The sequence below is a fragment of the Suttonella ornithocola genome, assembly GCF_001889065.1.
GTDB lineage: Bacteria > Pseudomonadota > Gammaproteobacteria > Cardiobacteriales > Cardiobacteriaceae > Suttonella_A > Suttonella_A ornithocola.
This window is the reverse complement of sequence record NZ_LWHB01000036.1, coordinates 1-14,313: the sequence shown is the minus strand read 5'-3', so window position 1 is coordinate 14,313 and position 14,313 is coordinate 1. Positions and strand designations below refer to the sequence as shown.

11 protein-coding genes, 1 tRNA gene and 4 pseudogenes are annotated in these 14,313 nt (G+C 37.0%); 6 read left to right on the top strand and 10 right to left on the bottom strand.

The window, feature by feature from the left end; all coding sequences use genetic code 11:
• The 7 genes and pseudogenes from lon to A5N85_RS03045 all read right to left on the bottom strand — a co-directional run.
• Positions 1–1,597 (bottom strand): endopeptidase La (gene lon / locus A5N85_RS03075; RefSeq protein WP_072575925.1); only part of this gene is annotated, 1,597 nt, incomplete at its 3' end.
• An 8-nt stretch (positions 1,598–1,605) separates the two neighbouring features.
• The gene (gene clpX, locus A5N85_RS03070) at positions 1,606–2,889 is read right to left on the bottom strand and encodes an ATP-dependent Clp protease ATP-binding subunit ClpX (protein ID WP_072575924.1); all 1,284 of its coding nucleotides are present in this window, start codon (positions 2,887–2,889) and stop codon (positions 1,606–1,608) included.
• A gap of 60 nt (positions 2,890–2,949) precedes the next feature.
• Complete coding sequence (gene clpP, locus A5N85_RS03065) at positions 2,950–3,567, bottom strand: ATP-dependent Clp endopeptidase proteolytic subunit ClpP (RefSeq protein ID WP_072575923.1); 618 nt, start codon at positions 3,565–3,567, stop codon at positions 2,950–2,952.
• 196 nt (positions 3,568–3,763) lie between these two features.
• Positions 3,764–3,967 (bottom strand): annotated as a pseudogene (locus A5N85_RS17175) (integrase core domain-containing protein); the annotation flags it as partial.
• 475 nt (positions 3,968–4,442) lie between these two features.
• A complete protein-coding gene (gene tig / locus A5N85_RS03055; protein ID WP_072575922.1) occupies positions 4,443–5,765 on the bottom strand; it encodes a trigger factor in 1,323 nt (440 codons plus the stop codon).
• A 60-nt stretch (positions 5,766–5,825) separates the two neighbouring features.
• A tRNA-Leu gene (locus tag A5N85_RS03050) sits at positions 5,826–5,910 on the bottom strand.
• A 143-nt stretch (positions 5,911–6,053) separates the two neighbouring features.
• Positions 6,054–6,665: pseudogene (locus A5N85_RS03045) on the bottom strand (M48 family metallopeptidase); the annotation flags it as partial.
• Positions 6,666–7,012: 347 nt separating this feature from the next.
• On the opposite strand from A5N85_RS03045, the gene A5N85_RS14965 reads away from it, so the two are divergent.
• Positions 7,013–10,270, top strand: a complete 3,258-nt coding sequence (locus A5N85_RS14965) for a hypothetical protein (RefSeq protein WP_072575921.1) — start codon at positions 7,013–7,015, stop codon at positions 10,268–10,270.
• Positions 10,271–10,337: 67 nt separating this feature from the next.
• Here the strand turns inward: A5N85_RS14965 and A5N85_RS03035 are convergent, their stop codons facing one another.
• Positions 10,338–10,868, bottom strand: a complete 531-nt coding sequence (locus tag A5N85_RS03035; RefSeq protein ID WP_072575920.1) for an inorganic diphosphatase — start codon at positions 10,866–10,868, stop codon at positions 10,338–10,340.
• Positions 10,869–10,959: 91 nt separating this feature from the next.
• Between A5N85_RS03035 and A5N85_RS03030 the strand changes: the two genes are divergently transcribed.
• From A5N85_RS03030 to A5N85_RS03020, 3 genes are all read left to right on the top strand, one after another.
• Positions 10,960–11,283: a zinc-binding metallopeptidase family protein gene (locus tag A5N85_RS03030; RefSeq protein ID WP_072575919.1), complete on the top strand. Its 324-nt coding sequence runs from the start codon at positions 10,960–10,962 to the stop codon at positions 11,281–11,283.
• Between the two features lie 149 nt (positions 11,284–11,432).
• On the top strand, positions 11,433–11,819 hold the full coding sequence (locus tag A5N85_RS03025; RefSeq protein ID WP_072575918.1) for a zinc-binding metallopeptidase family protein: 387 nt from the start codon (positions 11,433–11,435) through the stop codon (positions 11,817–11,819).
• 4 nt (positions 11,820–11,823) lie between these two features.
• Positions 11,824–12,363 carry a zinc-binding metallopeptidase family protein gene (locus tag A5N85_RS03020; protein WP_072575917.1) on the top strand — a complete coding sequence of 180 codons (540 nt, stop codon included), beginning with the start codon at positions 11,824–11,826 and terminating at the stop codon, positions 12,361–12,363.
• Here the strand turns inward: A5N85_RS03020 and A5N85_RS03015 are convergent.
• Both A5N85_RS03015 and A5N85_RS15575 read right to left on the bottom strand, forming a co-directional pair.
• Positions 12,322–12,666 (bottom strand): annotated as a pseudogene (locus A5N85_RS03015) (transposase); the annotation flags it as partial. The gene A5N85_RS03020 and the pseudogene A5N85_RS03015 overlap by 42 nt on opposite strands.
• A gap of 85 nt (positions 12,667–12,751) precedes the next feature.
• Positions 12,752–12,910 carry a hypothetical protein gene (locus A5N85_RS15575; RefSeq protein WP_211268051.1) on the bottom strand — a complete coding sequence of 53 codons (159 nt, stop codon included), beginning with the start codon at positions 12,908–12,910 and terminating at the stop codon, positions 12,752–12,754.
• Between A5N85_RS15575 and A5N85_RS14510 the strand changes: the two are divergent.
• Positions 12,900–13,747, top strand: a pseudogene (locus A5N85_RS14510) (IS630 family transposase). The gene A5N85_RS15575 and the pseudogene A5N85_RS14510 sit on opposite strands and share 11 nt — an antisense overlap.
• Positions 13,748–14,008: 261 nt before the next feature.
• Positions 14,009–14,313: IS630 transposase-related protein (locus A5N85_RS03000; protein ID WP_072575915.1), on the top strand; the 305-nt coding region annotated here is incomplete at its 3' end.

Below are 14,313 nucleotides of genomic sequence, written 5' to 3'. Positions count from 1 at the left end.
CGCGCGTGTAATTTTCGATAATGTTATATAACACGCCTTCTTCTAAAGAAAACTCTTTTTCTTTTAAACCATTTTCCTTGATTTGGCGTGGAAGAATATAGCGCTCAGCAATTTGTAATTTTTCTTGCGTGGTATAACCTGGAATACGGATAACTTCCATACGATCTAATAAAGGTGCAGGAATATTTAAAGTATTTGCCGTTGCAATAAATAATACTTTTGATAAATCAACCTCTGTTTCGAGATAATGATCATTAAAGGTATTGTTTTGTGCGGGATCTAATACTTCTAACAATGCAGAAGCGGGGTCGCCACGATGATCTGCGCCAATTTTATCTATTTCATCTAATAAAATGACAGGATTATTAGTACCTAATCGACAAAGTTTTTGAACAATTTTTCCGGGTAAAGCGCCGATGTAAGTTCGACGATGCCCGCGAATTTCTGCTTCATCATGCATTCCGCCTAGAGCAAACCGATCAAAATCTCGTCCGGTTGCTTCCGCAATTGATTTACCTAAAGAGGTTTTTCCAACACCGGGCGGACCGACTAAGCAAATGATTGGTCCTTTGTTGTTGCGATTACGCTTTTGCACCGCTAAATATTCTAAGATACGCTCTTTAACTTCTTCTAAGCCATAGTGATCTCTATCAAAGATTTTTTCAGCTCGCTCAAGGTCATAATGAGTGCGTTTACGTTTTGACCATGGAAAATTGATTATCCATTCTAGGTAATTACGAATCACACCAGCTTCTGCTGACATTGAGGACATTTGCTTAAGTTTGTTGAGTTCATTTAGTGCTTTCTTTTCTGCATTTTCTGGCATCTTCGCATCTAAAATTTGCTTTTCGAGTTGCTCAACTTCATTGAGCGCATCATCCATATCGCCTAATTCTTTTTGAATGGCTTTTATCTTTTCGTTTAAATAATACTCACGCTGATTTTTATCCATCTGTTGATTAACGCGCTTTTTAATTTTTAAGCTGATTTCAGCTTGTTCGCGCTCTGTTTCTAATAGCAATAACAGATATTCAATACGCTCTTCGATATTTAGCAGTTGCAGCAGCTTAATTCGAGATTGCACATCAATATCCATATGAGCGGCAATGGTATCAGCAACACGACCTTTATCTTCTAATTGTCGTAAGGTTTCCATGAGTTCATCTGCTTGACGCTCGTGGCTTTTCATATATTCAACAAAGCCAGAAAGAGCGGCTTCAGCAAGTGCTGCTATTTCTTTTTCATTAGAGATAGGTTTCTCTTTAAGGGTTTGGTACTGTGCGCTGAAATAATTTTCTTCGTCTATTAGCTCACTAATTTCTGCACGAGCTAAACCTTCTACCAATACTTTAACTGTGCCGTCAGAGAGTTTTGCCATTTGAACAATACGTCCAAATGTTCCAATAGAATGTAAATCTTCTTTTGTAGGCTCAGTGATTTTTTGATCTTTTTGCGGAACAAGAAGAAGCTCTTGTTCCGCATCCATCGCGGCGTCTAGAGCTGCAATGGATTTTTCTCGCCCTACAAATAATGGAACGATAACGTGCGGATAAACCGCAACATCGCGTAAGGGGAGAACAGGATAACGTTTAGACATAATTTTCCTTAAGCAGATTTTTGAATAAGTAGTGGTTGACTGCCATTTTCAACATCTTCTTTGCGAATAACAATTTTTTCCACATTATTTACACTAGGTAAATCAAACATTGTTTCTAACAATAATTGTTCTACTATTGATCGCAGTCCTCTAGCGCCAGTTCGACGCGCGATAGCTTTTTTCGCTATTGCTTTTAAAGCGCTGTCTTCAAATTCTAGCTCCACATTTTCAAAGCCAAAAATTTTCTTAAACTGTTTGATAATCGCATTTTTAGGTTCAGTTAGAATGCGAACTAAAGCCGCCTCATCTAAGGTTTCAAGAAGGGTAATAATGGGTAAGCGTCCAACAAATTCTGGAATCAGCCCAAATTTAACCAAATCTTCAGGTTCGATTTGCTTGAGTGTATCTGAATCTGACTCTCCAATCATATTTTTACTTCGAACATTTGCACCAAAGCCAATACCGCCTTTATCTGTTCGTTGTGCAATAAGTTTCTCTAATCCAGCAAATGCGCCACCACAAATAAATAAAATATTACTAGTATCAATTTGCGTGAGTTCTTGTTGCGGATGTTTTCTTCCACCTTGCGGAGGAACGCCAGCAACAGTACCTTCAATGAGTTTTAATAATGCTTGTTGCACTCCTTCACCAGATACATCTCGCGTAATAGAAACATTATCACCTTTACGTGCAATTTTATCAATTTCATCAATATAAATAATGCCACGTTCAGCACGTTTGACATCATTATCGCTGCTGATTAATAACTTTTGCAAAATGGTTTCAACATCTTCGCCAACATAGCCTGCTTCTGTTAAAGCCGTGGCATCAGCAATAGCAAAAGGAACATTTAAAAATTTTGCTAGAGTTTGAGCGAGTAGCGTTTTTCCTGAACCAGTAGAACCAATCATCAGAATATTGCTTTTCGCAATTTCGACATCATCATTTTCTTCTATTGCTTTCTCATGATTGATTTTTAATCGCTTATAGTGATTATATACGGCAACAGAAAGCGCTTTTTTAGCACTATCTTGCCCAATAATATAGTCATCTAGAAACGCTTTAATTTCATGCGGAGTAGGCAATTTTCCGTTAAAAATAACGTCATCTTCTTCTTGTTTGGCATAACCTTTTTCTGCCATTGAAATCTCACCAAACTCATCGCTAATTAACTCATCACAAAGCGCTATACATTCATCGCAGATGTACACACCGTCGGGTCCCGCGATTAAGCGACGAACTTCAGATTCAGGTTTTTGGCAAAATGAGCAGTGCGGTGTGTGGTCAGTCATTTAAATCTCCTAACAGCAAAACATACTGTTTATCTAATCAATAAAGAATAAAATTCGTGCTTAAACTTGAGAGGCAAGCGCACTACGAGTTGTGATAATTTGGTCAACCAAGCCATATTCTTTTGCACGCTCAGCACTCATGAAATTATCACGTTCAGTATCACGAGCAATGGTTTCAATATCTTGTCCGCTGTGTTTTGCTAATAGCTCATTTAGTCTTTGTCGAATAAACAAAATTTCACGTGCGTGAATATCAATATCTGATGCTTGCCCACGGAATCCACCTAAAGGTTGATGAATCATTACACGCGAATTCGGCAAAGCGTAGCGCTTACCAGCAGCACCAGCATTCAGTAAAAAAGCACCCATAGAAGCTGCTTGACCAAGAACCATGGTACTAACGTCTGGTTTGATAAATTGCATCGTGTCATAAATAGACATACCAGCTGTTACTGAGCCACCTGGTGAGTTAATATAAAAATGAATATCTTGATCTGGATTTTCAGCTTCTAAAAAAAGTAATTGGGCGACAACCAAGTTAGCACTTTGATCGTTTACTTCACCAACCAAAAAAACGACTCTTTCTTTTAATAGACGAGAGTAAATGTCATAAGAGCGCTCACCTCGACCAGTTTGTTCAACAACCATTGGTACGAGTAAATTGTTTATAGCGTCCATATAATCTCCTAAATGCGAATTCAATGAAATGGGGGTATTTTAGCAGGATGCAAGTCTTGTAGTTTTTTGTTAAAAAAAATGTATGAAGATAAAAACTTAATAGATAGAATACTTGATCTTTTGATAAAAAGTTTTATGCCGTGTTTTACATCTGCTATATCGTTAAATGATGGTACCAAGTTTACAGAGTAACATGTTAGAAATCGTATCCATTGGTTGGGTAAAAATAAGCTTCAAGTGCTTCAAAAGGTGTTAGTCCTTTAAGCCCTGCATGAGGTTTAACGGTATTGTAAAAATTCACAAACCTTTTTGGTTCCTGCTCTCTATGTACTGAATCTCGAAATTCATGTTTATCATGCCACATTTCCATCAAAGTACGTCTTACTCGTTCTAAACCGCCCCGGAATGATCGGAGATTCATCAATCTGAGACCTTTGCAAAAAAACATAAAATAGAAAAATTTTAATTTTTCAAATTTTGAAAATATATTAAAATCATAGTGTTAATTTTTCTGCTAGTAGCAAATATTAGTATAAAACGGAATTTTGTAAAGGTCTCAAATTAGCCATACCTTGTTTTTTTATGACTGAACCGCCCGGAATGATCAGAGACTCATCAATCTGAGAGAATAAGACTACGAGTAGTAAAAGATCCCCCCGGAAATGAAAGAAAGAGCTGGTCGTCTATAGTCAAAGGCTAATAAAAGAGGCACAGAAATTAGATCGCTATTCCAGTAATAGTACATGTGCTTACTTTATTCATCTATCTTAATACTATAACTATTTTAGTAGTCTTTCACTATAGAAAAATTATTAGAGATGATTGGAATTTATAAAAAAGGCGGGAATTCCCGCCCTGATTAAAAAGCTTAGAGCTTAGTTGCGAATTTGGCTATTGATTGCCATAACTTCTTGGAATGTTTTGTCTTCGTCGCTAACTTTTGCTTTTTCATATAGCTGATCAATTAGCTGCTCTTCTAAAATAGCAGATTCTAAATTGATTTTAGCTTGTTTGTCATTTTTGTACCAAGCTTTGACTTCTTCAGGATCTTCATAAGTTGAAGCGATAGATGCTAAACGTGCATCTACTCTTTCCTGATCTAATTCAATATTACGTTCTTCAAAAAGCTGACTTAACAAAAATCCTAATTGAAGACGACGTTTTGCTTGAGGTTCAAATAATTGATGTAGAATTTGATGGCGCTGTTCATGGTCAGGAACTTGTTTGGAAAGATTAATTTCTTCTCCCATACGGTTCATTTCTTGGTCTAGCGCTGAATGTGGAATCGCTAAATCTGTATTATGTTCTAAAATGGCATCAAACATACGTTCGCGACGAATACGACGTAAAGCATTTTCTAGCTCGCGTTCCATATTTTCTCGAATTGCTTTTTTGAAAGCTTCTTCATTATTGCCATCAATACCAAAATTCTCAATGAATTTCGCATCTAGCTCTGGAAGGTACATTTCTTCAATTTTTTTCACAGTTGCCGTAAATTGCGCTGTTTTACCTGCAAGTTGTTCGCTTGGATAATTTTCAGGAAATTGAACATCAAATGTTTTTTCTTCCCCTAATTTTGCACCTTTTAAGCCATCTTCAAAATCTGGTAGCATTTGCCCACCGCCAATTAACACAGCAACATTCTCCCCGCTACCACCTTCAAAAGCTTCGCCATCTATTTTACCGATAAAATCAACCGTTACACGATCATTTTCAGCAGTAGTTTTCTCAGCGTTTTCATGGAAAGTAGCTTGTTGACGACGCAAAGTTTGTACCATTTCTTCTACGTCTTTATCTTGAATTTCGCTTTTTGGTAAAGTGATTTCAAGCGTATCTAATCCTTTGACTTCAATTTCCGGCATGACTTCAAAAGTAGCTGAAAATTTTAAAGGCTCGCCTTCTTTAAATCCGCTAATTAACTCAATTTTTGGTGGTGCGACTGGTGAAAGATCAGTTTTACCAATGGCTTCACGATAGGCAATTTCAATTTCATCCTCAAGAACATCTTGTCTTGCGCTTTCACCATAACGTTGTTTCATGATATGCGGCGGTACTTTACCGGGGCGGAAGCCATCTACGCGGACGCGTGGACGTAAGGCTTTCAAACGCTCGATGGTAGCATGATCAATTTTTTCTGCCGGCACTTCGATGGTAATTTTGTGGGCAAGACCATCTAATTTCTCGATGGATGATTCCATAATGTCCTCAATGTGTGTATGAAAATTGGATAAAAAAAAAGCGCCACTTGGCGCGTAATATGGTGCGAAAGGAGAGACTCGAACTCTCACGGGTTACCCCGCTGGAACCTAAATCCAGTGCGTCTACCAATTCCGCCACTCTCGCCAGATTTAAGAGATGCGAATTATACGTCAGATTTATAGAGAGTCAATATGTTTACTGATATTTTTTGTAACTATATAGAATAAATGATTTTTTAATGCCTTATTGTAAGCTAGATGTTTAAATGAATTTTCTAGGAGAATGGTTTATCTATATGCTTTTTGAGCAGTAGATTGTTGATAATAACGCATGGCAGTTGGCATATTTTTCTCTAATAGCTGGATTCGAGCATGGATATTAGGATGAGTTGATAAAAATGAGGGACTTTGTCCCGCGCCATTTCGATTCATTTTTTGCCATAGACTAATAGCGGCTTGTGGATAATAACCGGCTTTTGTCATTAAAATAAGTCCGCCAATATCAGCTTCTTCTTCATGTTTTCGGCTAAAAGGCAAGTCAATACCATACTGTGACAATATATTTCCACCTAAATTAACATAGGCAGGATTCCATCCCGTTTTATTTTGAATCATTTGTCCAGCAATCTGTGTTCCAAGTCCTGTCAAAACTTTTTGTCCAAAGGTTTGCTTACTATGTTCTTGCAAAGCATGGGTCATTTCATGCCCAATAATCGCGGCAATTTCATCGTCAGTGAGGTTTAAGTTTTCTACCAATCCTGTATAGACAACCATTTTTCCTCCGGGCATTGCCCAAGCATTCAATTCATTGGCACGAATAACATGCATTTGCCAATGGAAAGGGATGCCCGTTTGATTCGTTGCTTGTGCGTAGGGTAAAAGTCGATTGAACACTTGATAAACTCTTCTTGCTGTTGGAGACTGGGTATTGAGTTAATGTTCTGCTTGTGCTTGGTTAATGGCTTGGGTGTAGCTTTGCGCGGCTTGTAAGTTCATTTGCTGGCTATCATAACCAACTAAATCAGCCACAGATGAGCAACCCATAAGCAAAAATAAGTTATAGAATAATATAAAAGAATATTTCATTTTTAATAAATGGTTTAAATTATAATGATAGAGAAAAACACATAAATTATGTAAAAAAAAATTTTGAAAAGATTGTGTTAGAATTATAGGGATCAGGATTATATAAAAATTATTTTTCTATATAATCTATTGTTCATATTGTAGTTTACAAGGAGTTTAAAATGGCAAGATATTATCGCCCTTCTTATGGAAGTCAAAATTATGCGCCTACCACCCCACAATTCACTTATTTAGCGCCTATTGTTCAAGGAAGAGCGAAAGCAGGAGATTTGCTTGCTATTGCTAAATCACAGGACTATAACGGTGATACGCTAACATATCATTTACGAGATAATTATTTGGGGTATTATAATATTCATCCTTATAATGGCTCTATTACTTTAACTTATGCTGGTGCGCAAGCATTAAATAGAGGGAGCGCGCTTCCTAATATTAAAGTTTATGCAAGTGATGGTAAATTAGATAGTTACATATCTGAGTTACAATTTTCTATGCCTGATAATCATAATCAATCGATAAATCATGCACCTGAATCACCAACCTTTTCTGATACTGCTGCATTTTTTGTGCAAGGTAAAGCAAGAGTTGGTGATATAGTTGCTAAGGCTACAGCTAAGGATATTGATCATGATGCTTTACAATATTATTTAGCAGAGAATCCGCAAAATGCATATTCTATTGATGCTAAAACAGGAATGGTAACCTTAACTCAACAAGGAGCAGCTTTAGTTAATGCTGGTCAAAATTTACCAGAAGTAAAAGTATTAGCGTATGACGGTACAACAGAAAGCACTGTTTCAGTATTAAATGTTGCTGAAACTAAACCTTTAGCAGCCGTCAATCATGCTCCAGAAATGCCTGTTATTGAACAATTAAATATTCCTATTCGAGGACAAGGTAAAGTAGGGTTGGTGGTCGCAAAAGCATCAGCTAATGACTTAGATAACGATACTTTGACATATCATCTAATTAATTCTAAAGGCGCTTATACAATTCAGCCTTATAGCGGAGAAGTTACTCTGACAGAATATGGAGCTTCGTTAATCAATACAGGAAGAAGTTTACCTAACTTAACGATTGTTGCAAGTGATGGGAATAAAGCGAGTTCTGCAAGTGTATTTGAATTGCAAGTTAATACTGCTTTGCCAGAAGAAGTGCCTGTTCCTAGTGAACCAGTCGCACCAGTAACAGTAACACCTTCTAATCCTTCCTATAATAAAGCTAGTATAGCAATTGTTAAGGAGTTAACGGAGGATGGCATTTTGACGCCAGAAGAGTTGGCTGGACAAGTTCAGATTCATCTTAACATACAAGGCGCATCTTCTAACGATGTTTTACGTTTGATGGTTGATGGACAAACTGTTGCGCAAGGTAAAATTGGAAGAAATGGCGATTTTGCAATTGGTGTTAAAGGTTCAGTTTTTGAACATGGGCATGAATTAACGGCAGTTTTAGAAGGAAATTATGGACGAGTAAGTGATAGTACGAATTTCCATTCAATTAATTATCATGCTGATACACAATTCCATGACAGCAGAGATCTAAGCCAAGTCGAACTTCCATATTTTATTAAAATGTTGGAAACACAAAAATCAGGATATTTATGGAAAACGTGGGAAGGATACGGCAAGGGTGCAGAAATTACATATGAATTTGCAACCAGTGCTACAGATTCAGGTAGAGGATATTCTTTTACCGTTCGTAATTTCCAAACTTTTAGTGAGATGCAGAAATCGGCCATACATGATGCTTTGCATCTTTATGAAGAACAAACTAATTTGCGTTTTACAGAAAAATCTCCGTGGAGTGGAGAGAAAGCAAACTTTAAATTCTATTTAGACGATCTTAGTGTAAAACAGTATGCAAATAATCACTTGTCACATGGTCAAGAATATGGAAACGATGCATTAGAGCAAGAGACACCTTATTCTTGTAATTGCCCAATATGCAGTAGCTTACGTATGCATGGTGGGGAAGGTGATGGAGCAAGTTTTGAAGCTGGCTTTGCTTATTATGGTGGGGATGTGCATATCAATTCTATTGCTTATCAAGCTGATCATGCGTTGAGTAAAAATACATCAATTATAGAAAAACCTGCTGAACCAAATGGCTATATTAGTTGGGTAACTGGTGGATTTGGAACAGTGCTTCATGAAATTGGGCATAGTGTTGGTTTGTCTCATCCTTTCTCTGGTAAAGATTCTATTCCTCAATGGTCACCAGAAGATAAAAGTAGCTTAACGATTATGTCTTATACAGATGATATTAAAGCAGATGTTACTTTAAAAAATGGACATACAGTTAATACTTCTGTCACAGCCACTCAGTTCGGTATTTTTGATCTTGCTACTTTGCACTACCGATATGGTGTAAATGAAAAACAACATGCAGGTGACAGTGTTTATACATTCAAAAACTTTAATCCAAATACTTTAGGAAATGATATCTATATTTGGGATGGCTCAGGAAATGATACTTTTGATGCTCATGAAGAAACTCAAAATGTACATATCAATTTGACACCGGGTTCTTGGATTTATCGTGGAGATCAGAAGGCAAATTATTTAGTTTATGATGATAATAATCGTTTGGTAAAAGATCAGATGTTTATTGGCTTTAACACTCAAATTGAAAATCTTAAGGGTGGCAGTGGGCATGATGAGCTTATTGGTAACGAAACTAACAACCATATTCAAGGTAACGCCGGAAACGATCGTATTTTTGGAGGAAAAGGCGATGATTGGTTAGAGGGCGGTCAGGGAGGTGATTATCTTTATGGAGAAGATGGTAATGACATTTTAGATGGGGGGTTGGGTGCAGACCTAATGAATGGCGGTCTAGGAAATGATACTTATTTTGTTGATAATGTCGCTGATAGAATTATTGATAATGGTGGTATTGATGTCGTTAACAGCACAGTTAATTATCACTTACAAAGCGGATTAGAGAATTTAAATCTTCTTGGAACTGAGAATTTAAATGGCATAGGAAATGAGGCTAATAATATCTTATGGGGCAACACAGGTAATAATATTTTAAATGGTGGTGCTGGTAATGATATTTTACATGGTGGCATGGGAGATGATACTTTGATTGGTGGCACTGGAGCTGATCAATTTGTATTTGACTCAGCTTTAGGGAAAGGTGTTGATTTATTGTCAGATTTCAATATTCAAGAAGGTGATAAAATTTTATTGTCTGCTGATATATTTAGTAAGCTTAATATTGGAACCTTGTCTAATCAAAATTTTGTATATGGTGATGCGAAGCAGTCAGATGACTACATTCTCTATGATAGTCTTAATAAGACGCTTTATTATGATGCTGACGGCAATGGTAGTAATGGTGCAATTGCATTTGCTCGCTTTTCTGATAATTTTAATGAGCAGCTTTCAGCAAGTAATTTTCAAGTTATTTAGTTATTTTAATTTTTACATAAAAATAGCGCGGAGTTATCCGCGCTATTTTTATTGGCTAAATAGATTTTTAACGATTTTTCCAACGCTGTTGTGACTCTCTAATTACCGCTTTAGCTTCTTCAATATCTCCCCAGTGTTCAACATTGGTTGAGCCGGGTTTTTTGAGCGCTTTGTATTGATTGAAGTGGAATTCGATTTGTTTGATGAGTTGTTTGGGTAGGTCATCTAAGCTATTGATGGCATTTCCGCTGTGGCGATCGTCAGCTGGTACAACAACAATTTTGTCGTCAACTTCACTGTCGTCTACAAATTTCATCACGCCTATGACTTTTGCTTCCAAATAAACGCCTGTTGGTAAGGGAGTGTCAGTAATAATGAGCGCGTCTAATTCATCGCCATCTTCATCTAAGGTTTGTGGGATAAAACCGTAGTTGGTTGGTTTGGCAAAAATAAGGGGTTCAACGCGATCAATTTTCATCAATTTACGCTCTCTGTCCCACTCGATTTTATTATTAGAACCTGCGGGGATTTCAACAACAACGTTGATAATGCCGTTATCAACATCACCAGCATCTAATACTTCATTAAAATCAGTCATGATTTAGTCCTTATGGTTGAAAACTAAACATTATAGCGATTTTTAGGCGTGATATCGCACGTATGATATTTCTTTTTTGAGGAGAAAAAATATGAAAGGAAAAGCTTTATCAGTATTTTGCCGATATTTGGCGATTTTTAGCCAAAGTGATGAAAGTGTGCAGGTGGTGCCGTCTAGTGAAGGGCAAAGAGATTTGGCTCGTTTACTTTTCCAAGAGCTTTCTGAATTGGAGTTGTCAGATATTTATTTTGATGAAGAAGATGCGATTGTTTCGGCGCGGTTACTGTCTAATGTGTCGCATTCTTGTCCAACCGTTGGCTTTATTGCGCATTTAGATACGGTGGATGTTGCGTTGTCTCCAGAGATTTATCCTCAGAGAATTTGCCAATATGAGACCTTTGCAAAAAAAACATAAAATAGAGAAATTTCAATTTTTCAAAAAAAAATATTAAAATCATGGTGTTAATTTTTCTGCTAGTAGCAAAAATTCTTATGAAACGGAATTTTGCAAAGGTCTCAATATGATGGTCAGGATATTTGTTTAAATCCTGAGAAAGGGATTTTTTGCGTACGGATGAGTATCCAGAAATTTTAGCGTATCAGGGCGATGATATTATTGTGAGCGATGGAACGAGTGTATTGGATACAGATAATAAGGCGGCAATTACCGCGATTATGGTGGCGATTGAGGAGATGCAGAAAGAGAATTTACCGCATGGGGATGTGCATGTTTGTTTTGTTCTTGATGAGAAGATTGGGTTGAAAGGCGCTAAAACATTGGATTTGACTCGTTTCCCCGTAGATTTTGCTTATACCATTGATTGTTGCGAGATTGGGGAAGTAGTCTATAAACGTTTAATGCGGCGACAGCGACGATTACGATTGATGGCGTTTCTGCGCATCCTATGTTGGCTAAAGGGGTATTGGTTAATCCTACTTAATTGCTGTTGATTTAGTGAATTTACTTAACCGTTTAAAAATTCCTGAAAATACGGAAGGAAAAGAGGACTATATTTGGGCGCAGGCGATAAATAGCAATCAATCGCAAGTGGTCTTATCGCTAAATATTCGCGATCATTCTCAAAAAGGATTTGGGGATAAAAAAGCATATATTAAAAAGCTGGTGGAGCTGATACGCTTGCGTTATCCGCGTGCTAATATTTCTTTATCAATAAGTGATACTTATGCCAATATTGCTGATGCGATTACGCCAGATAATCGTCAAGCGATTGAGCATTTATTTACGGCTTTGGCACATTTAGAGATTGCGCCTAAAGATATTGCGATGAGGGGTGGAACAGATGGATCTTATTTATCCTCTCAAGGAATTTTGACGCCTAATTTTTTTACGGGTTCGCACAATTTTCATTCTAATTGTGAGTTTCTACCTTTGGGTTCGTTTGATGCTTCTTGTCAAATGGTGATTGAGTTGTGTCGTTTAGTTATAGTGCAATCATCTAAAACCCAACCCAATCCAAAGCAGATAAAAGCATAAAGTATCAATACAATCCATCCGCCATTCTTTGCGTATTTGCTTAATCCAAGCCCACATCTTTTCAATGGGATTTAAGTCTGGACTATAAGGGGGTAACCAAACTATCTCATGCCCATGCTCTTCAATGATTGCTTGAATATCACTGCGTTTATGAAAAGCGGCATTGTCCATGACAATTACACTGTTTTTAGGTAACTCAGGTAACAGTGCTTCTCTCACCCAATGAGAGAAAATATCGCTGTTAATAGAACCATCATATAAGCGTAAGGCAAACAATTCTCCATTGATAATGGCTCCAATCGCATTGCTCTGGTTTTTTAAATGCCAGTTATAGTCAAATCAGCTAAAAAACAGAACGTTATCTACCGATAGAATGGTTAGATAAGGGCTATAGGATGTTTTGTTTTTTAGCTGATTGCACTATATCACTTCCATGACAAACTTGTCCTTTTGTGCTGTAGCCATAAGGTCTATGAGCAAAGGCTTTATAGTAATTTAAAATAGAAACAAGACTAAAAATAGCGGAAACTAACAAAATGGCATACACAATTGAAATCCGACAAAAAGCAATGGCGTACTGGGACAAATGCAAAGACATTGACCAAGTAATACAAGCCTATGGCATATCACGCTCAGCACTATACAGCTGGAAAAAACTCCAAAGAGATACAGGTGAACTTAGCGCCCAATCTCAAGGCACAAAACCAAGAAAAATAGACCGTGAACAACTTAAAACCTATGTAGAACAACACAATGATGCCTATTTATTTGAAATAGCAGAACACTTTGCCTGTACACCACAAGGCATATTTTATGCACTAAAATCAATCGGTATGACACTTAAAAAAAGACCACGACCTACAAAGAACAAGACCCAATCAAAGTAGAAAACGATCTAACCAAGCTTGCAACCTTCAATGACCATCAAAGGGTTTATATTGATGAAACGGGTATAGATACCTACTTACATCGACCCTTTGCAAGGTCATCCAAAGGGAAAACTGTTAAAAGCACCATTAGTGGCAAAAAATATAAACGGATATCCGTTGTTGCAGGTCAAATTGGCAATAAACTCATTGCCCCAATGACTTACGAAAATACCATGACAAGTGCCTTTTTTGAAAAATGGTTTGAAGAACACTTATTACCATCATTGAGTGTTAAATCAGTGATTATTATGGATAATGCTCAATTTCATTGAATGAAGGTTCTAAAAGCGTTAGCCGAAAAATTTGGTCATGTTGTTTTGCCTTTATCACCTTATTCGCCAGAGTTAAATCTAATCAAAAAGCAGTGGGGCAATCTTAAAAAGTATTTACGTAAAGTTTTATCTAATTTTGATGTCTTTTGGGATGCTCTTTTGTCCTATTCTGGATTTAATTGACTATATAATCTAGGTTCTGTTACTTTTAAACAAGCACAAGATAAATCTGGTCATACTACTCTAGATAATAGTAAAGACGACTTAGGCTTGGTCACAGTAGACTATACCCAAAGTACAAAAGATGCTGTAATTGCTGAAACTGAGTTAGATAACTTAGATAGTAATGCTGATATAGTCAAATCACTTATAATCCAATCTATCCAAAGCAGATATAAAGAACAACTTGTAGTAGAATTATCAAAAACAAACTGAGCATATCCTATGGCCTACTGCAGCCAATTCCGGCAGAAAATTCTTAACGATATTGCTAATGGAGAAACTTGGCGCGCTGTTGCAAAGCGCTACAAGATCAGCAAATTCACCGTCTATAGCTGGATTAAAAATCCCCATCCTAAAGGCTTTACTGAGCGTAAGCCCTCAAAGATTGATGATGAAGCCTTGCTTAAGGATATTGAGCAGTATCCTGATGATTACCAATGGGAAAGCGCTAGACGTTTTAATTGCTCGCAATCAGCGATTTGTTATGCTCTAAAGCGACTAAAGATAACGCATAAAAAAAGATTAAC

Excerpts from the sequence above, each read along its gene's own strand:
- A5N85_RS14965 (WP_072575921.1), top strand. The coding sequence starts at position 7,013 with ATGGCAAGATATTATCGCCCTTCTTATGGAAGTCAAAATTATGCGCCT.
- clpX (WP_072575924.1), bottom strand. The coding sequence starts at position 2,889 with ATGACTGACCACACACCGCACTGCTCATTTTGCCAAAAACCTGAATCT.
- tig (WP_072575922.1), bottom strand. The coding sequence starts at position 5,765 with ATGGAATCATCCATCGAGAAATTAGATGGTCTTGCCCACAAAATTACC.
- A5N85_RS03030 (WP_072575919.1), top strand. The coding sequence starts at position 10,960 with ATGAAAGGAAAAGCTTTATCAGTATTTTGCCGATATTTGGCGATTTTT.
- clpP (WP_072575923.1), bottom strand. The coding sequence starts at position 3,567 with ATGGACGCTATAAACAATTTACTCGTACCAATGGTTGTTGAACAAACT.
- A5N85_RS03035 (WP_072575920.1), bottom strand. The coding sequence starts at position 10,868 with ATGACTGATTTTAATGAAGTATTAGATGCTGGTGATGTTGATAACGGC.